Source organism: Avibacterium avium, from assembly GCF_900454535.1.
Classification (GTDB): Bacteria; Pseudomonadota; Gammaproteobacteria; order Enterobacterales; family Pasteurellaceae; genus Avibacterium; species Avibacterium avium.
On the sequence record NZ_UGSP01000001.1, the window covers coordinates 2,138,249 to 2,158,249 of the forward strand.

Below are 20,001 nucleotides of genomic sequence, written 5' to 3' on the forward strand. Positions count from 1 at the left end.
CCACCCAACCATTAAACGCCATTATTTATAAGGTTAATTCAATCATTTTTGCATTTCGGCAATCACCGCTATCATTATGTTTCCCATCAATAATTTTAACTTTATTTAAGGAAATCATCTCAAATTTTAGCGCCTCTTTAGTAAACACATCACGTTCAGAAAACAGCCAAATTTTTTGTGTTGAATCAAGAAAAAATGCTTGTTTATATTGAGGATTTTCTATCACACCAATTAAAGTTAATTGTTCAAAATCAATATGACTAGCCAATATGGTTTCTGTTTTATAACAATTATTTTTCGTTTTTTGCACAGTAGGCATTTGTTCCGTATTTTTTAGTTTACGCTGTTTGTGGTCAAAGGGATCATTGGCATAACCTACTAATGCCATTGAACAATAAAAGAAAAATATTATTCTTTTTAACACCGTACTTCTCCTATTTATTTTCTCTGTTTAATTGCAAGGATAATTCAGCCGAAATAGAATGAGAATTTTCACCCTGTTCTATTTTTTCAATTTTCATACTTAATAAATTTAACTCAAAATCTGGGGATAGAAGATACTTTAAGAAGCCTGAAAAAATGGCATAATCCGTTGTTAATTTAATCTCTATTACAGGTGAATTGGAATATATCCATTCACTGGTTAAAATTGCTAACTGTTCGCTATTAGAATGAGAAATAAAGGTATTAACTTTTGCCGTCTTAGCAATAATTTCATCGCCTAATTTTTGATTAGTCATATTTTCTAACTGTTGAATAATCTTTTGCTGATGCATAATTTCTTTTTCTTTTAAAGAGATTTTATCTTGAATATGTTCTTTTTCCTGTAAAAGCGCAAAGCCATTTACCATTAAATAGAAAGGCACACATAACGCCAGAAAGGCTAGAATTGCCATTTGCTGGAGTCTAGGTAAAAATACAATTTTCCTGATTAATTCGTTAGGTTGATTAAGGATCTCAGTCATTTTTTTCTCTCAGCTGTAAACCAAATTCAAACCAAAAGGCAGAATGGTTAAGTTGTAAATTAACTAGTTCTTGTTGGCTAAAAATCTCGGCTTGTTGAATAAAGTTTTTAATATCATCAAATTCTTTCTGATTTTTCGACCGCCCTTTTAGATGTAAGTGTTGAGAAGAAAGAGATAATTCAGACAATTCGCCTTCTTCAAATGGTAAGTTAGACAACCATTGCATAAGCCCAATGACTTGCGAATAAGAAGCTCCCTGCCCTATTTCTTTTGGCTGATATTTGGCGCGTAAGGCAACCAATTTTTGTACTAATTGCGCATAGTCTTTTTCTTGCTTTTGTAATTGCACTTTTTGTTCAACTATTATTAGTTTTTCACTGCCAATCCATTGATTAAGCATTACACTTAACAATAAAGAAATAATAAATGCGATACTTAAGAAAATAAGAAATTGCTTTCTCTTTTGCTGAAAAAGCACAATGCGCCAAGGTAATAAATTAATACTCATAAACTAGCAAATTGATTTTTATAAAAAAGTTGTTTCCATAGGGCATTACCAAGGGCAATTATTGGTATATCTGTATTAATCTTCACCCAATCTGGTGGGCAATCTTCAAACTGTTGGGACTGACTAAGAACATACACTTTTTTCGGTGTAAGGTGATAACGTTGGCAAAAATCTTGATAAAGTGCGGTTAAATTTGTATCGATTTTTTGCATAAAAGACATTCCTTGAAAATGCAACTGAATGGCTAAACTTTGCTGTTCATCTTGATAAAGTAATAATGCGTCATTTTCTAATTCATTCTGATGCAAATATTCAAATGCGCGAATAATGCTATTAATGGCACTATCTAATACATCAATAGAAATAGTTTGATATTCACTCACATAATCTTTTGCAATCTGTTTTTTAATCGCAAAAATATCTAATTTGAAGCCTTGTTTTAATACACTAGAAGCATAATCAAACCAAATCTCCGTTAATGGTATTGGCAATTCTTTGGATAATAAAAAACGGCATTGTTGCTCACATTCATTCGGTTTTAGCGGATAAGGTAAAATCAGGGTTTTAAACCAAGTATTTTGTGGGGCAATTGCTGTAACAAAGCTAAGATATTTCAAGTTATTATCAGGAAACAGCTGGGCTACCCATTGATTTATTTTGTTACTGTCTAGTCCAGATTTTAGCTGCAAATAATGCGCTTGATATTGCCCATCAAAACAAACACAATCATAGCCTTGCGCTGATTTCCATATTCCAATTTGAATCTTTTGATAAGATTTTTGCTTTATGTTAATCATTCTCATTTCCTTAATTTTCCACGAATAATTGAATTTTTAGCTTTCGATTTGAAGCGCTACTCTTTATACTTAAGGTTTACCTAAGAAACCTAAGCATTTGCATAGATAGTTTTCTGATTTTTTCTCAAATTGCACTAATCAAGAGAGTTTTTTACGATGCGGATCGCAAAATTAATATTAAGCAGCCTATTAACCATCATTATTCTAGGCTGTGTTGTTTTAGCTATTTTATACACGCAGATTAAAGCCGGGCTGCCAAGTGTTGATTCTTTGAAAACCGTTGAATTGCAACAACCGATGCAAATTTATACGGCAGACGGCAAACTCATTGGTGAAGTGGGCGAACAGCGCCGTATTCCAATGAAACTGAATGAAATTCCACCTAAATTAATCGAAGCTGTTCTGGCCACTGAAGACAGTCGTTTTTACGATCACCACGGTTTAGATCCTATTGGTATTGCGCGTGCAATTAATGTTGCGATTACCAAAGGCGGGGCTTCACAAGGGGCAAGTACCATTACCCAACAGCTTGCGCGTAACTTCTTCTTAACGCCAGAAAAAAATATCGTGCGTAAAGCGAAAGAAGCCATTTTAGCGATTGAAATTGAAAACACCCTAAGCAAAGATGAAATTTTAGAGCTGTATTTGAACAAGATTTATCTTGGCTATCGCGCTTATGGTGTGGCGGCGGCGGCCAAAACCTATTTTGGTAAATCCCTCGATCAGCTCACCTTATCAGAAATGGCGGTGATCGCAGGCTTGCCAAAAGCGCCTTCCACAATGAATCCGCTCTACTCTCTTAAACGCGCAACGGCACGCCGTAATGTGGTGCTAGGGCGTATGTTAGAAATGCAATACATCAGCAAAGCGGAATATGATGAAGCCATCAATGAGCCTATCGTAGCCCGTTATCACGGTACGCAGTTAGATTTTAAAGCAGATTATGTTACCGAAATGGTACGCCAAGAAATGGTGAAACGTTTTGGTGAAGAAAACGCCTATACCAGTGGTTATAAAGTTTATACTACCGTGCTTTCTGCCGATCAAGCAGAAGCACAAAAAGCCGTGCGTGATAATTTGCTCGCCTATGATATGCGCCACGGTTACCGCGGTGCCGCTGTTTTATGGAAAAAGGGCGAAACCGCTTGGGACGAAGATAAAATTATTGATGCACTAAAACAATTGCCTAATTCAGCGCCTTTAGTACCCGCTGCCGTATTGGAAACCAGCAAAGCGGGCGCAAAAGTATTATTAGATGATGGCAACAGCATTGTGCTTTCCCCTGCTGCAATGCGCTGGGCAGGCAAAAGACAACCAAAAGCAGGCGAACAAATTTGGTTGCGTCAGCGTGGCAATGGTGAATGGCAACTTTCTCAAGTGCCAGAAGTGAACTCTGCCTTGGTTTCATTAAATAGTGATAATGGTGCGATCGAAGCCTTAGTCGGCGGATTTAGCTTTGAGCAAAGCAAATTTAATCGTGCCACTCAATCTTTAGTGCAAGTAGGATCATCGATTAAACCATTTATCTACGCTGCCGCATTAGAAAAAGGGCTTACCTTATCAAGTGTGCTACAAGATTCCCCAATCGTGATCAAAAAACCGGGGCAAAAAGTATGGACACCGAAAAACTCGCCAAACCGTTATGACGGCCCAATGCGCTTGCGTGTGGGCTTAGGACAATCCAAAAATATGATTGCGATCCGTGCAATCCAAATGGCAGGCATTGATTTTACCGCCGATTTCTTGCAACGCTTTGGCTTCCAGCGTGATCAATATTTTGCTAGCGAAGCCCTTGCTTTAGGGGCGGCTTCATTCACCCCACTTGAAATGGCGCGTGCTTATGCGGTGTTTGATAACGGGGGATTCTTGATAAATCCTTACCTTATCGAAAAAATCCTTGATAATACCGGTAAAGAACTGTTTGTTGCGAACCCACAAATTGCGTGCGTAACCTGTGATGATATTCCTGTGATTTATGGGGAAACTGAAAAATTAGATGGGTTTAAAAATATTGATTTAACACCACCTGACAATTTAGTGAAAGCAAATGCGGAAGACGAAGATCAAGAAAATGATGCCATTGATGATGATTTACCTGAATTAAATCAACAAAATAGCAAACTTGATGAAAATGCCGTAGATATTATGGCGCAAGATAAAAAAGCGAACGATGAGATACAATATGCACCGCGCGTAATTAGTGGTGAGTTAGCTTTTCTTATTCGTAGTGCTTTAAATACCGCGATCTACGGTGAACCAGGATTAGGCTGGAAAGGCACAAGTTGGCGAATGGCGAATCAAATCAAGCGTAAAGATATTGGGGGCAAAACAGGGACAACCAATAACTCAAAAGTGGCTTGGTATGCAGGTTTTGGTGCTAACATCACCACCGCCGTTTATGTAGGTTTTGATGATAACAAACGCGTTCTTGGCCGCGGTGAAGCAGGTGCGCAAACCGCGATGCCAGCTTGGATTGCTTATATGAAAGCAAGCTTAAAAGACACCCCAGAACGTCAATTAGCCTTACCAAAAAATATTGTGGAAAAACGCATTGATACAGGCTCTGGCTTACTTTCTAGCAATGGTGGACGCAAAGAGTACTTTATCAAAGGCACTGAGCCTAAACGTGCTTTTGTACAGGAAAGAGGTTACTACGTTCCGCCTGAATTACAACGCCGTTTAAACGGTGGCGCACCAAGTTCAGAACCACAAGAATTATTCTAAAAATTTCTACCGCACTTTTACACTAAAGTGCGGTATTTTTTTGACTTAAATAGTAACCTAAGTTACTATTACGCAGTTTATTTTCTACTTAGTTATTATTATGTCTATGCCGATTTCGTTTTCAGAACAAGAAAAGTTAATTCGTCAATCTGCGCAAAATAATCCTGCAATGCCTGTGGAGCAAATTTTGCTGGCTCGTTTGTTGCTACACAATAGCAGCCATTATGTGGAAAGACGCAATCAGTTATTAAAAAAATATCAGCTCAACGACACCCTATTTATGGCGTTGGCCGTGCTGTATTGCCAGCCAAATCATTCTTTGCAGCCGAGCAAATTAAGTGAGATTTTTGGTTATTCTAAAACCAATGCCACACGCATTGCTGATGAATTGGTGAAGCGGGAATGGTTAGAACGCACGGAAGTAGCGGGCGATCGCCGTGCTTTTTCCTTAAAACTCACGGCGCAAGGTGTACAGTTTTTGGAGCAACTATTGCCAAATCAATGGCAACAAGTCGATGACATTTTTTCCGTGTTAGACAAGCAAGAACAACAGCAGTTAAAGCAATTATTACTCAAACTGCTCAGCAATTTAGAAAATCTTTAATGGGTAAATAAAATGACCGAACAAACAGAATACAAAAAACCAGCTTCGCCAAAAGCCAAACGTAAAAAAGCCCTTGGCTATTTCATTACGATTTTGTTGCTGATCGCAATTATCACGGGCGTGTATTGGTTTTTCTTTGTGCGAAATTATGAAGAAACGGAAGATGCCTATGTAGCTGGCAACCAAGTGATGATTTCGGCACAAGTGAGCGGCAATGTGAACAAAATTAATGTGGACGATATGGATTTTGTCCACGCAGGCGATGTGTTATTGCAACTTGATGATACAGATCTCAAACTGCATTTCCAGCAGGCGCAAGATAATCTTGCCAGCAGCGTGCGTCAAATTGAGCAGTTAGGTTTTACGGTGAAACAATTACAATCCATTTTGAACGCAAAAAGCACCGCACTTAATAAAGCCAAAGGTGATTTGCAACGCCGTGAGCAATTAGCCAAAACCGGCTCCATTGATAAAGAAACCTTACAGCACGCCAGAGAAGCGGTGAATATGGCGCAAGCAGATCTGCAAGCCACGCAAAATCAATTAGCTGCCAATCAAGCCTTATTAAAAGATTTGCCGTTGCGGGAACAGCCTGCGGTGAAAAATGCGGTGAGTGCTTTAACCCTTGCTTGGTTGAACTTACAACGCAGCCAAATTGTCAGCCCTGTTGATGGTTATGTGGCGCGCCGTAATGTGCAAGTGGGGCAAAAAGTTGCGGTGGGCAGCCCGTTAATGGCAGTGGTGTCCAATCAACAAATGTGGGTGGACGCGAACTTTAAAGAAACCCAGCTCGGCAAAATGCGTATTGGTCAGCCTGTGAAATTAGTCTTTGATTTATACGGTGATGATGTGAAGTTTGACGGTAAAATCAGCGGCATTTCAATGGGAACGGGCAGTGCATTCTCTCTTTTACCTGCACAAAACGCCACAGGGAACTGGATCAAAGTGGTGCAACGTGTGCCAGTACGCATTGATCTCGATCCTGAACAAGCGGAAAAATATCCGTTGCGCATAGGGCTTTCTGCCACGGTGGAAGTGAATGTGGCAGATACACAAGGCAAGGTGCTGCGTGAATCTCGTCCAAGCCAAGTGCTATATGAAACCAAGGTGCTAGATTACGATTTAAGCCCTGTACATCAATTAGCCGAACAAATTATTCAAGCCAATGCAGGTGAATAAAATGCAAAAACCGATTCAGGGCGCAGCCCTTGCGGTGATGACCATTGCCCTATCCTTGGCAACCTTTATGCAAGTGCTGGATTCCACCATTGCCAATGTGGCAATTCCCACCATTGCAGGGGATTTGGGCGCATCGTTCAGTCAAGGCACTTGGGTGATTACTTCATTCGGCGTAGCAAATGCGGTGTCTATTCCCATTACAGGCTGGCTAGCTAAACGCTTTGGTGAAGTGCGATTATTTCTCATCGCAACAGGATTATTTGTGCTTGCCTCTTGGCTTTGCGGTATTTCCCATAGCTTAGGAATGTTGATTTTATGCCGCATCTTCCAAGGGCTAGCAGCAGGGCCGATTATTCCCCTTTCACAAAGTTTATTGCTTAATAATTATCCCCCTGCAAAACGCAGTATGGCACTGGCGTTTTGGTCTATGACTGTGGTAGTTGCACCAATTTTTGGCCCGATTCTTGGCGGTTGGATCAGTGATAACCTGCACTGGGGCTGGATTTTCTTCATTAATGTGCCGATTGGGCTATGTGTGATTTTTCTCAGTTGGAAAATCTTAGGTAAGCGAGAAACCAAAACTTTTCAACAACCTATTGATATGATGGGCTTAATTCTGCTTGTGGTAGGTGTGGGCTGTTTGCAATTAATGCTCGATCAAGGACGCGAGCAGGATTGGTTTAACTCCACTGAAATCGTGGTACTAACTATCGTTTCCGCCATCGCCTTAATCGCCTTGATTATTTGGGAATTGACGGACGAGAACCCTGTGGTGGATATTTCCCTGTTCAAATCACGCAATTTCAGTGTTGGGTGTTTGTGTACCAGCCTTGCGTTTTTAATCTATCTCGGCTCGGTGGTGCTGATTCCTTTACTGTTACAACAAGTGTACGGCTACACCGCCACTTGGGCGGGGCTTGCAGCTGCGCCTGTTGGCCTATTCCCAATTTTGCTTTCGCCAATCATCGGGCGTTTTGGCTACAAAATTGATATGCGTATTTTGGTTACAATCAGTTTTATGGTGTATGCGCTAACTTTCCATTGGCGCGCTGTAACCTTTGAACCTGCAATGACCTTTGCTGATGTTGCTCTGCCGCAGCTGATTCAAGGGATTGCCGTAGCGTGCTTTTTTATGCCGCTCACCACCATTACGCTATCAGGTTTACCGCCAGAAAAAATGGCGTCTGCATCAAGTTTATTTAATTTTCTGCGTACCCTTGCCGGTTCAATCGGCACATCGCTGACCACCTTTTTATGGTATAACCGTGAAGCAGTGCATCACACCCAATTCACCGAGGCGATTAATCCTTATAACCCCAATGCGCAAGCCTATTACGACACAATGGCGCAAGTTGGTTTGAATGACACGCAAACATCAATGTCCTTAGCACAAAGTATTACCGCACAAGGATTTATCATCGGCGCAAATGAAATTTTTTGGTTGTCCGCCATAATGTTTATGTTGCTGTTTATTGTGGTGTGGTTCGCCAAACCGCCTTTTGGAAATAAGCATTAAGCGAACAAAATCTAATGAAAAAGTGCGGTGAAAAATAGGGAAATTTTCTGCAAAAAAAGAGCGATTTTTCAACCGCTCTTTTTTATTTACTGTTATGTTTTATTTGCTTTTACGCATAATACATTTCAAATTCCACTGGGTGTGGGGTCATATTTAAGCGTTCCACTTCTTTGCGTTTAATCGCAATAAAGGCATCAACAAATTCTTTGCTGAACACGCCGCCTTGGGTCAAGAATTCGTAATCTTTTTCCAATGCGTTTAATGCTTCTTCCAATGATCCTGCTACGGCTGGAATTTCTTTTAATTCTTCTGGCGGTAAATCATACAGGTTTTTATCCATTGCATCGCCTGGGTGAATTTTGTTCACAATGCCATCTAAGCCTGCCATTAATAATGCCGAGAAAGCTAAATATGGGTTTGCCATTGGATCAGGGAAACGCGCTTCAATACGAATCGCTTTCGGGCTGGTTACCGCTGGAATACGGATTGACGCAGAGCGGTTACTTGCTGAGTAAGCTAATAATACAGGCGCTTCAAAGCCCGGTACTAAGCGTTTGTATGAGTTGGTTGAAGGGTTAGTAAAGGCATTCAAGGCTTTGGCGTGTTTGATGATCCCGCCAATGTAGTAAAGTGCGGTTTCAGAAAGCCCTGCGTATTTATCCCCTTGGAAGATATTTTTGCCGTCTTTGCTTAAGGACATATTACAGTGCATTCCTGAGCCATTATCGCCAGTGATGGGTTTTGGCATAAAGCAGGCGGTTTTGCCGTGTTCTGCCGCCACATTTTGCACCACATATTTATAAATTTGCGTTTCGTCTGCTTTTAAGGTGAGCGAGTTAAATTTGGTGGCAATTTCATTTTGTCCAGCGGTGGCCACTTCGTGGTGGTGCGCTTCAATCACCAAGCCCATTTCTTCTAGCAATAAGCACATTTCTGAACGAATATCGTGCGCGGTATCATTTGGCGCAACCGCACAATAACCGCCTTTGGTGAGTGGACGATAACCATTGTTGCCGCCTTCATAAATTTTGTTGGTATTCCACGCGCCCTCAATATCATCGACCACATAAGAATTGCCATTCATTGCCGAACCAAAACGTACATCATCAAATAAGAAAAACTCAGGTTCTGGGCCGAAAAACACATCATCTGCAATGCCTGTTGAGCGCATATAATTTTCCGCTCGGATCGCAATAGAACGTGGATCGCGATCATAGCTTTGCATTGTGGTTGGTTCATAAATACTGCAACGAAGGGATAAGGTTGGGATTTGTGCGAAAGGATCTACTACGGCGGTTTCAGCGATTGGCATTAATAGCATATCTGCTTTATTAATGGCTTTCCACCCCTCCACTGATGAGCCGTCAAACATTTTACCGTCTTCAAATAAATCTTCATCAATTAGGCTGACTGGTAAGGATACGCCGTGCTCTTTTCCTTTAATATCGGTAAAGCGAAGAAGAACAAACTTAATGTCATTTTCTTCGATTAACTTAAACACATTGGCAACGGCCGCTTCATTTGACATAGTGATAATCCTCATAAATATGATTGCTAGAGTTGAGATGCTGTGTGCTTGATGCACGCTGGCTAAAATATCACATCACCTGCAAAATTCAAGGGGCGAGCGTGATTTTAATTTCACTCAAGTGCGGTAAAAAAATCATGAATTTTTACTCCGCACTTGATGAAATTCTCTCTAAAAGATAAGAAATCGACTTATTTCCAATTATTCATAGCTCAACATAGGAAAACGTTGTATAATCTGCGACCTTTTCGTGCAATCTTACGAACAACATTGCACATTATTCAAACATCATTATTGATAACAAAAGACTTTTCAAATGACAGATACCATTGATATTAACAAATTGCGTAACATCGCAATTATTGCTCACGTTGACCACGGAAAAACCACGCTTGTTGATAAATTATTACAGCAGTCAGGCACCCTTGAAGCAAGCCGTGCAGATGCTGACGAACGCGTGATGGATTCCAATGATCTTGAGAAAGAACGTGGCATTACCATTCTTGCAAAAAATACCGCAATTAACTGGAACGATTACCGTATAAATATTGTAGATACCCCAGGACACGCCGATTTTGGTGGTGAAGTAGAACGCGTGCTTTCTATGGTGGATAGCGTATTGTTAGTGGTGGATGCCTTTGACGGCCCAATGCCACAAACCCGTTTCGTAACGCAAAAAGCTTTCGCCCACGGCTTAAAACCTATCGTGGTAATTAACAAAGTGGACAGACCAGGCGCACGCCCTGATTGGGTGGTGGATCAAGTGTTCGATTTATTCGTGAATCTTGGCGCAACTGATGAGCAGCTCGACTTCCCTATTATTTACGCTTCTGCGTTAAATGGTGTAGCGGGCTTAGAACACGAAGATATGGCTCAAGATATGACGCCATTATTTGAAGCCATTGTACAACACGTTGAGCCGCCAAAAGTGGAACTTGATGCGCCATTCCAAATGCAAATTTCCCAGCTTGATTACAGCAACTATGTAGGCGTAATCGGGATTGGTCGTATCAAACGTGGTACAGTAAAACCAAACCAAACGGTAACCATTATTGATAGCGAAGGCAAAACACGCAACGGCAAAATCGGCCAAGTGTTAGGTCATTTAGGTTTACAACGCTATGAAGAAGATCTTGCACAAGCGGGGGATATTGTGGCGATCACCGGTTTAGGCGAACTCAATATTTCTGACACCATTTGTGATGTAAACAATGTAGAAGCCTTACCAGCCTTGAGCGTTGATGAACCAACGGTAACGATGTTCTTCTGCGTAAATACTTCTCCATTCTGTGGTAAAGAAGGGAAATTCGTCACTTCACGCCAAATTTTAGAGCGTTTAAACAAAGAGCTTGTACATAATGTGGCATTGCGTGTAGAAGAAACCCAAAACCCAGATGAATTCCGTGTTTCAGGACGTGGTGAATTGCACCTTTCTGTATTAATCGAAAATATGCGCCGTGAAGGCTATGAGCTTGCGGTATCGCGTCCGAAAGTTATCTTTAAAGAAGAAGACGGTCGCAAACAAGAGCCATTCGAGCAAGTAACCATTGATATTGAAGAACAACATCAAGGTGCGGTGATGGAAGCCTTGGGTATCCGTAAGGGTGAAGTGAAAGATATGATTCCAGACGGCAAAGGACGCACCCGTTTAGAATACATTATCCCAAGCCGTGGTTTAATCGGTTTCCGTAATGAATTTATGACAATGACCTCAGGAACAGGCTTACTCTACTCCACATTCAGCCATTATGACGATGTAAAACCAGGTGAAATCGGTCAGCGCAAAAACGGCGTGTTGATTTCTAACGGTACGGGCAAAGCCCTTGCTTATGCGCTATGGGGCTTGCAAGAACGTGGTAAGCTAATGATCGATCACGGTGTGGAAGTGTATGAAGGACAAATCATCGGTATTCACAGCCGTTCAAACGATTTAACGGTAAACTGCTTACAAGGGAAAAAACTCACCAATATGCGTGCTTCAGGAAAAGACGATGCTATCGCGCTAACCACGCCTGTGCGTTTCTCTCTTGAGCAAGCCATTGAATTTATTGATGATGACGAATTAGTGGAAGTTACCCCAACATCAGTGCGTATCCGTAAGAAATTACTCACTGAAATGGAACGCAAACGCGCTAGCCGTACAACAACTAGCACAAGTACTCATTAATTCTGATTATTCCTAATAAAAAGTGCGGTGTTTTTTTTGCTGAATTTTTAGCAAATTTCCACCGCACTTTTATTATCCATCACAATTATCTAATCACAATTTCTGCCATTAAATAACCTACCGTACAAGCTACAACAACACCGATTAAACCCGGCACCATAAAGCTGTGGTTGAAGTAGTATTTCCCAATTTTGGTTGTCCCTGTTACGTCAAAGTTCACCGTTGCGATGTCTGACGGATAATTTGGAATGAAGAAATAACCGTAAGTGGCTGGCATTAAGCCCACTAATAATGGCGCTGGTAAGCCTAGACCAATTCCCACAGGCAACATCATCACTGCGGTGGCAGCTTGGCTGTTAATCACCACGGAAACAGCAAACAATGCAAAGGCGAATGTCCAAGGGTAAGTGCTTACCATTTCGGTAATGCCAGCTTTAAATTGTGGCATTGCGAATTTGAAGTAAGTATCACTCATCCACGCAATCCCGAAAATCGCGATGGCTGCCACCATACCTGATTTAAACACCACGCCATTTGGCACGATTTGCGGATTGGTTTTAGTGACCAATAAAATAATCCCACCAAAACACAGCATCATCATTTGAATGATGTAAGACATTGAAATCGGTTTGATTTTTTCACCCACGCCAACCGTACGAATTTCTGGGAACATTGCGATTAATACAATCACAACAAGGGCTAATAAGAATAAATAAACCGATTGTTTCGCTGCTGGTGGCAAGGTTTCATTTAAAGTGGTGCTAGTGGTATTTAAAATACGTTCACGCCAAATTGGATCTTGCAAACGGCGTTGATATTCTGGATCTTGATCAAGTTCTTTACCACGGCGCATACTATAAAGCGATAAGGCGATAGTTCCCGCTAAGGTTGCTGGCACAGTTACGCAAATAATATCTAACAGGCTGATGTGATCGAATCCCGGTAACTCCGTGATACGGCCTAAATAAAACACCACGGCCGCAGATAATGGGCTAGAAGTAATCGCCAATTGCGATGCCACGGAAGCTGCTGCCATTGGGCGTTCTGGACGAATTTTATTTTTCAATGCCACATCACCAATGATCGGCATAATAGAATACACAGAATGGCCTGTTCCGAGCATAAAGGTCATTAAATAGGTTACCAATGGCCCAAGCAAGGTAACCCGTTTCGGATTATTACGCAGAATTTTTTCCGCCACTTGCAGCATAAATTTCAGCCCACCCGCCGCTTCTAATACGGAAGCACAGGTTACCACGGCTAAGATGATCAGCATTACATCAATCGGGGCTTTTCCTAATGGCATACGCAACACGAAAACTTCAATTGCCAAGCCAATTCCCGATACCACTCCCAAACCAATACCACCGTATCGGCTACCGATATAAAGCATTAATAATAGAAACAAAAATTCTAAATAAAGCATAGTCTATCCCTAAAATGAGTTATAAAAATTTCCGTTAGCAATCATACTTTATTTACAATTTTCTACAATATTATCAGCGGAATTATTTGATGAAAATGTTACCTAAATCAAATTTTGCGAGCAAAAATTACAAAAAAACCACCGCACTTTTTCGCTAAAACAGCCCAATAAAAAAGCCGAACGGAAATCCATTCGGCTTGTTATCATCGTTCAGTCGCGATTAAGCAAGATCGTCAATCACTACATACACTTTGGTTGTCGGGCCGTGTACGCCGACCACTTTAACTAGCTCAATATCCGCAGTGGAACTTGGGCCTGAGATGATGTTTACGCAAGATGGCATTCTTTCCCCTAACACGGCTTTGTCGTGCAGAATTTTGGCAAGCTGTGCCACACGCGGTAAAACAAGGCTTTTACGCACCACCACAATGGATTTTTCTGGCAATAAGCTCACTGAACGGCCTTTGTCTTTACCCGAAAATAGCACGACACCACCTGATTCAGCCAAGCCATATTCCGCATAGTTAATGCCGATATTGGCTTGTTCTGCGTGTTTTAAGTTTTCTTCGCCATTTTGCGGTAACCAAATATCCGCATCATAATTGGCTTGTACATCTTGTGTAATGCCAAGTTGCTCTAAGCGTTCATCACCTGTAAGGATAATTGGCCCACCGCCATATTTTTCGCAGGCAGAAAGCACCGCACTTTTGGCTTCCGCTTCGTTAGTTTCGATCACATCAACCATCATTGCTTTTGCCGATTCAATAAAAGTTTGGCATAAGGCTTGCGGATCAAGATCGGTTAAACGCGTTGTGGCGTAATCATTTAACGGCGCAGGCATTGGCTCTGGCACAAGCTGGCGTGGACGCCCCATTCGTTCCGCAAGTTTGTTTAGGAAGTTTTCTCTATTTTGTGCGTCCATTATTTTGCCTCTCTTTTGTTAAACCATTCACGGAAACTTTCGCCATCAGCACTTGGCAGATCGCGTGCTTTTGTCCATTCGGCCAATGCGCCAAATTCAAGCGGTGCTTTACCATTTTTGATGAATTTGCTTGCCACTTTCGCACCCACATTCACGCCCACTTTCCATAAGGTTGGGTGAGAGTTAGCAAAGTTGAAACCAAAGATAGATAAACGCTCTGCGGTTGGTGTCATACCACTTTGGGCAATATGCTCACGGTGTTTTAAGATGAGCTGTGCCAATGGAATTTTCACTGGGCAAACGGAGTTACAGGCAGTACATAACGAGCAGGCATACGGCAATTCTTTGAAGTCTTCATAACCGCCTAATAATGGTGAAATCACCGATCCGATTGGGCCGGGATAAATTGATCCATAGCCGTGTCCACCAATTTGGCGATAGGCTGGGCAAGTATTTAAACACGCGCCACAACGGATACAACGCAATACTTCTTTAAATTCGCTTTCGAGAATTTTAGAACGCCCGTTATCCACGATAACCAAATGGAATTCTTCAGGACCGTCCGTTTCACCAGCAAGACGTGGGCCGGTGAGCCAAGTGTTATAACCAGTTAATTTTGCTCCTACGGCACTTCTGGCAAGCATTGTGATTAACACGTCCACTTCTTCAAAAGTGGGGGCAATACGCTCCATTCCCATTACTGCAATGTGCGTTTTTGGCACAGTGGTGGCAAGACGTAAGTTTCCTTCGTTGGTAACCAAGCAGAGGCTGCCCGTTTCTGGCACGGCAAAGTTACACCCACTCACGCCGATGTCAGCTTCTAAGAAATCTTGACGAATTTTTTCACGAATGAACAAAGTCATTGCTTCTGGCGTTTCTGGGCCGTCATAGCCTAATTTTTCGTGTAAATCTTTACGGATTTGATGGCGATCTTTGTGAATGGCTGGCACAACAATATGAGAAGGGCGATCACCGGCAATTTGTAGGATATATTCCCCTAAATCCGTTTCAATCACCTTGATACCTTCGGCTTCCAGCACTTCGTTCATACCAATTTCTTCGGTGACCATTGATTTGGATTTCACGATTTTTTTGGCATTTTTCTCAAGGGCAACTTGGCGAATATAGTTGGTGGCATCTTCTGCGGTTTCAGCAAAATACACTTTTCCGCCATTTTCCATCACTTTTTCGCTTAATTGATATAAATAGGCATCAAGATTGGCTAAAACGTGGTTACGAATATGTTTTGCCTCATCACGCCATTCTTCCCAATGACCAAGTTCGTCCACCATTTTTTGGCGATTTGTGCCAATGCGTTCTTGAGCCATTACAATGGCTTTACGCATAATGTCGTTGTGAATTTCATTATCCACACGTTTTTTAAATGCAAGATTGCTGGTTTTTAATGACATCTTATTTTCCCTCCTGCATTAATACTTCGGCAATGTGCATCACTTTCACTTTTTTGCCTTCACGACTTAAACGTCCGCCAATGTTGAGCAAACAGCTTACATCAGCTCCAATTAAATAATCAGGGTGAACTTCCGTGATATGTTCCACTTTTTCAGTTACCATTTCGCCAGAAATTTCCGCCATTTTCACCGAGAATGTTCCACCAAAACCGCAACAGGTTGTTTGGTTGTGAATTGGCAATAATTCTAGCCCTTTCACATTTTGTAATAAGGCTAAAGGCTCGTTCACAATGCCTAATTTACGGCTTAAGCTACAAGATGGGTGATATACTGCTTTTCCTGTTAAAGTCGCGCCCACATTGGTTACGCCTAATTTATTGACGATAAAATCCGTTAAATCATAAAAACGATCAGCCACTTTCTGCGCGCGTTCTGCCCATTCTGGCTCATCAAAACGGTTAAAATATTCAGGATAGGTTTTAATCGCGTAAACACAAGAACCCGCAGGGGCAACGATCGGATAATCATTGACTTCAAAGGTTTCTACCAAGTTTTTCATTCCAGCTAAGGCTTGTTTGGTATAACCACTGTTCAGAGAAGGCTGACCGCAGCAACCTTGTTTTTCAAGGAAAACGATATTACAGCCAAGCTTTTCTAGTAATAATACGGTGTTTTTTGCAACGCCGGCTTTTACCACATCAGCGATACAAGTAACGTAAAAATTTACGTTCATAAATTACTCCAACATAATCAAATAGAAATGAGAAATCAGGCAAAGTTGCCTCTGCCTGATTTGTAATAATTCACACTAAACGTTAAAGAAAAGTGGAATAATAAAGAGTGCAACAAGTGCGGCAATAATACCATAAACGATCATTGGAACGATGGTTTTCTTAATGATTGTGCCTTCTTGTTTATCAATATTTAATACCGAGCTTACCGCAACGATGTTGTTGATACACACCATATTCCCCATTGCACCACCAACAGATTGCAGGGCAAGAACAAGGGTCGCAGAAAGACCAGTAATTTCCGCAGTGGAAAGCTGAACGCTACCAAAGGTTAAGTTAGAAACGGTGTTTGAACCCGAGAAGAACGCACCCACTGCCCCTAAGTAAGACGCAAATAATGTCCAATATTCTCCTGTGGCTTCCGCAAAACTTCTACCGATAATTTTCACCATTGAATTATCGCCACCCACAAGCATCAAGTTCACCATAATTAACGCACCAACAAGGGCTAAGAATGGGTTGCGAGTTTGTCTTAAGCTGCCCATAAAAATATCTTTGGTTTTGCTTGCAGATAATGCGAACAATGGAATTGAGATTAATACTGTTACCACGAATGGAATTAATGCTGGCACATAAAGCAATTTATAGCTTGCATTCACCGATGTACCGAAAATTTGTTTTAAGCTGAAAATTAAACCGTGGCTAATTTCAAATAAACCTAATGAGCCTAATTGTACGCTAAACCAAGTTGTCGCATCATTCATCATTGCCTTGAATGGCAATTGTTGTAAACGTGTCACAATTAAAATCGCAATTAATAACCCTGTTGGCAATAAAGCTTTCACTACTTGCCCTGTGCTTACTGCGTTATCGTCAAGGTTATTTTCTACTTTGGCTAAACCAATGCCTTTATTTGCTACAAACACAGACACCAATAAACCAATTGCACCACCCACTAATGATGGGAACTCATAGTTCACTTGGGCCAATAAGAAATAAGGCACAACACAAGCGAAAATGCTGATATAAATAAACACAAGGTTTTTACGAATTTCGCTCCAGCCTACGATTAAACGCAACGCCATTAATGGAATAATTAATGCAGCAAAGGAGTGAATAAGCGCTGACATTGAACCGATTTCAAGAATTTGGTTATCCGTTAAATTTAATGGGCCAAAACCAAACCAAGTTGGCGTCCCTACTGCCCCAAAGGAAACCGGTACAGAGTTCATAATTAAGGCAAGCATTGCCACTTTTAATGGCGGAAAGCCTAAGCCCACTAAGATCGGCGCAGCGATCGCTGCTGGCGTTCCGAAGCCACTCGCCCCTTCAATCATAAAGGCAAATGCCCAACCGATAATCATAATTTGTGCAACAGGGTTTGGATTAATATTACCTAACCACTTACGCAACGTATTCGTTGCACCTGAGATTTCAGAAAAACGGTTAAATAAAATCGCACCGAAAATTACCGTAATTGGCGTTTGAACCGCCACCAATGCGGCTGTTACATTGGCACTCACGATAGAAATATCTGTGCCAAAGAAAATAAATTGAATAATTAACACCACTACCGCAATCCACGGCAATGCAACATAAGATGGCAACGCATTGCGTTTTACCATTAAATAAATTAATAAAACAATCGGAAAAATACTAAGAAAAAGAGCCATACAAACTACTCCATCAATAATTAATGTTATGACTTAAATGAGAGCGCCATTCTATGCTGATTTAAACGTTTTAGTAAAACATTTGTTAAGAAATTATGACAGCGATCACAAAAAATTTTAACATTTCGCTAAAAATACTTCCTTATGGTTAGCCTTTAGCCAGTCTGAGAAGTCATTTCTCATTAAGGGCAAAATCCGCTATAATTAGCCAATTTTGCAAAAAACTTATTATTTTTTCACCGCACTTTGCTTTTGCAGTGAAAGAAAATTTGCCCTAACGAATATAGAGGTTTTTATGACAACTCCCGTAGTTGCCCTTGTGGGTCGCCCAAATGTGGGAAAATCAACCTTATTTAATCGCCTAACGCGCACCCGTGATGCCCTTGTTGCCGATTTCCCTGGCTTAACTCGCGATCGCAAATATGGCCAAGCCAATATTGCTGGCTATGATTTTATCGTAATTGACACTGGCGGTATTGACGGTACAGAAGAAGGCGTAGAAGAAAAAATGGCAGAGCAATCCTTGCTTGCCATTGAAGAAGCAGACATCGTGTTATTTCTGGTGGACGCACGCGCAGGGCTGACTTCCGCCGATATTGGCATAGCCCAATATTTACGCCAACGCCAAAACAAAACCACCGTGCTGGTTGCCAATAAAACAGACGGTATTGACGCGGATTCCCATTGTGCGGAATTTTATCAGCTTGGTTTAGGCGAAGTGGTTCAAATCGCCGCCTCGCAAGGCCGTGGCGTAAATGCCTTAATGGAACAAGTGCTTGCGCCACTTGCTGAGCAAAATTCCGAAAAAGAGGCCGAGCAAAACCAAAGTGCGGTACAAAATAACGAAGAAAATCAAGAAGATGAATGGGATCACGAATTTGATTTTAATAACGAAGAAGATGGCCAGCTATTAGATGAAGCCCTTGCGGAAGAAGAAAGCGAACAAGAGCAAAACATCAAAATTGCCATTGTAGGCCGTCCGAACGTAGGGAAATCCACCCTTACTAACCGCATTTTAGGCGAAGATCGCGTGGTGGTTTACGATCTCCCCGGCACAACGCGTGATAGTATTTCCATTCCAATGGAACGTGATGGTCAGCATTACACCATTATCGACACCGCGGGCGTGCGTAAACGCGGTAAGGTGCATTTGACGGTAGAAAAATTCTCTGTGATCAAAACCTTACAAGCCATTCAAGAAGCCAATGTCGTGCTACTCACCATTGATGCGCGTGAAGGCATTTCCGATCAAGATCTTTCCTTGCTCGGCTTTATCCTCAATGCAGGACGTTCTTTAGTAATTGTGGTGAACAAGTGGGACGGCTTAGATCAAGAAGTGAAAGATCGTGTGAAATCAGAATTAGATCGCCGTTTAGACTTCATTGATTTTGCTCGCGTCCATTTTATTTCTGCCTTGCACGGCAGTGGTGTGGGCAATCTGTTTGATTCCATTAAAGAAGCCTATGCTTGCGCCACGCAAAAAATGACAACGTCAATGCTCACGCGTATTCTACAAATGGCAACAGATGAACATCAACCGCCAATGGTTAGCGGTCGCCGTATTAAATTGAAATACGCCCACCCTGGTGGTTATAATCCGCCAATTATTGTGGTACACGGCAACCAAATTGACCGCTTGCCAGATAGCTATAAACGCTATTTATCAAACTATTATCGCCGCAGCCTGAAAATTATTGGCTCTCCAATTCGTTTGATTTTCCAAGAAGGCAGCAATCCATTCTCGGGCAAACGCAATAAACTCACGCCAAATCAGCTGCGTAAGCGTAAACGTTTGATGAAGTTTATCAAAAAATCGAAGAAATAAAATTGGCTGATAATTGCGATAAAA

16 protein-coding genes are annotated in these 20,001 nt (G+C 41.5%); 6 read left to right on the plus strand and 10 right to left on the minus strand.

Annotated elements, in window-relative coordinates:
* Positions 1-25 precede the first annotated feature (25 nt).
* Genes DYC50_RS10265 through DYC50_RS10280 form a run of 4 tightly spaced genes read right to left on the minus strand, consistent with a single transcriptional unit; the run spans position 26 to position 2,270 of the window.
* Positions 26-424, minus strand: a complete 399-nt coding sequence (locus DYC50_RS10265) for a hypothetical protein (protein ID WP_147284858.1) — start codon at positions 422-424, stop codon at positions 26-28.
* Positions 425-434: 10 nt separating this feature from the next.
* The gene (locus tag DYC50_RS10270) at positions 435-965 is read right to left on the minus strand and encodes a hypothetical protein (RefSeq protein WP_147284859.1); all 531 of its coding nucleotides are present in this window, start codon (positions 963-965) and stop codon (positions 435-437) included.
* Entirely contained in the window at positions 958-1,473 is a 516-nt protein-coding gene (locus DYC50_RS10275) for a hypothetical protein (RefSeq protein ID WP_115250085.1), read from the minus strand. Before DYC50_RS10275 ends, DYC50_RS10270 begins: the two co-directional genes overlap by 8 nt.
* Positions 1,470-2,270, minus strand: a complete 801-nt coding sequence (locus tag DYC50_RS10280; protein ID WP_115250086.1) for a competence protein ComA — start codon at positions 2,268-2,270, stop codon at positions 1,470-1,472. The genes DYC50_RS10275 and DYC50_RS10280 overlap by 4 nt, the downstream gene beginning before the upstream one ends.
* Positions 2,271-2,426: 156 nt before the next feature.
* Here DYC50_RS10280 and DYC50_RS10285 point away from each other — a divergent pair, with 156 nt between their 5' ends.
* The 4 genes from DYC50_RS10285 to DYC50_RS10300 all read left to right on the plus strand — a co-directional run bounded on the left by DYC50_RS10285 (position 2,427) and on the right by DYC50_RS10300 (position 8,293).
* Positions 2,427-4,994, plus strand: coding sequence for a penicillin-binding protein 1A (locus tag DYC50_RS10285; RefSeq protein WP_115250087.1), 2,568 nt, complete (start codon positions 2,427-2,429; stop codon positions 4,992-4,994).
* 100 nt (positions 4,995-5,094) lie between these two features.
* Entirely contained in the window at positions 5,095-5,598 is a 504-nt protein-coding gene (gene mprA, locus DYC50_RS10290; RefSeq protein ID WP_115250089.1) for a transcriptional repressor MprA, read from the plus strand.
* 12 nt (positions 5,599-5,610) lie between these two features.
* Positions 5,611-6,777 (plus strand): EmrA/EmrK family multidrug efflux transporter periplasmic adaptor subunit, encoded by a 1,167-nt coding sequence (locus DYC50_RS10295; RefSeq protein WP_115250090.1) that lies wholly within the window; start codon positions 5,611-5,613, stop codon positions 6,775-6,777.
* Position 6,778: 1 nt separating this feature from the next.
* Positions 6,779-8,293: a DHA2 family efflux MFS transporter permease subunit gene (locus tag DYC50_RS10300; protein WP_115250091.1), complete on the plus strand. Its 1,515-nt coding sequence runs from the start codon at positions 6,779-6,781 to the stop codon at positions 8,291-8,293.
* Between the two features lie 109 nt (positions 8,294-8,402).
* Here the strand turns inward: DYC50_RS10300 and glnA are convergent, their stop codons facing one another.
* A complete protein-coding gene (gene glnA, locus DYC50_RS10305; protein ID WP_115250092.1) occupies positions 8,403-9,821 on the minus strand; it encodes a glutamate--ammonia ligase in 1,419 nt (472 codons plus the stop codon).
* A 316-nt stretch (positions 9,822-10,137) separates the two neighbouring features.
* Here glnA and typA point away from each other — a divergent pair, with 316 nt between their 5' ends.
* Entirely contained in the window at positions 10,138-11,988 is a 1,851-nt protein-coding gene (typA, locus tag DYC50_RS10310; protein WP_115250093.1) for a translational GTPase TypA, read from the plus strand.
* Positions 11,989-12,073: 85 nt separating this feature from the next.
* On the opposite strand, the gene DYC50_RS10315 is transcribed toward typA, so the two are convergent.
* The 5 genes from DYC50_RS10315 to DYC50_RS10335 form a co-directional block, all read right to left on the minus strand.
* Positions 12,074-13,414, minus strand: coding sequence for an anaerobic C4-dicarboxylate transporter (locus DYC50_RS10315; protein ID WP_115250094.1), 1,341 nt, complete (start codon positions 13,412-13,414; stop codon positions 12,074-12,076).
* Between the two features lie 220 nt (positions 13,415-13,634).
* Positions 13,635-14,336, minus strand: coding sequence for a LutC/YkgG family protein (locus DYC50_RS10320; protein WP_115250095.1), 702 nt, complete (start codon positions 14,334-14,336; stop codon positions 13,635-13,637).
* On the minus strand, positions 14,336-15,748 hold the full coding sequence (locus DYC50_RS10325) for a LutB/LldF family L-lactate oxidation iron-sulfur protein (protein ID WP_115250096.1): 1,413 nt from the start codon (positions 15,746-15,748) through the stop codon (positions 14,336-14,338). Before DYC50_RS10325 ends, DYC50_RS10320 begins: the two co-directional genes overlap by 1 nt.
* A 1-nt stretch (position 15,749) precedes the next feature.
* Positions 15,750-16,481, minus strand: a complete 732-nt coding sequence (locus tag DYC50_RS10330) for a (Fe-S)-binding protein (protein WP_115250097.1) — start codon at positions 16,479-16,481, stop codon at positions 15,750-15,752.
* A 75-nt stretch (positions 16,482-16,556) separates the two neighbouring features.
* The gene (locus DYC50_RS10335) at positions 16,557-18,152 is read right to left on the minus strand and encodes a lactate permease LctP family transporter (RefSeq protein WP_115250098.1); all 1,596 of its coding nucleotides are present in this window, start codon (positions 18,150-18,152) and stop codon (positions 16,557-16,559) included.
* Between the two features lie 295 nt (positions 18,153-18,447).
* Here DYC50_RS10335 and der point away from each other — a divergent pair, with 295 nt between their 5' ends.
* Complete coding sequence (der, locus tag DYC50_RS10340) at positions 18,448-19,977, plus strand: ribosome biogenesis GTPase Der (RefSeq protein WP_115250099.1); 1,530 nt, start codon at positions 18,448-18,450, stop codon at positions 19,975-19,977.
* The last annotated feature ends 24 nt before the right edge of the window (positions 19,978-20,001 follow it).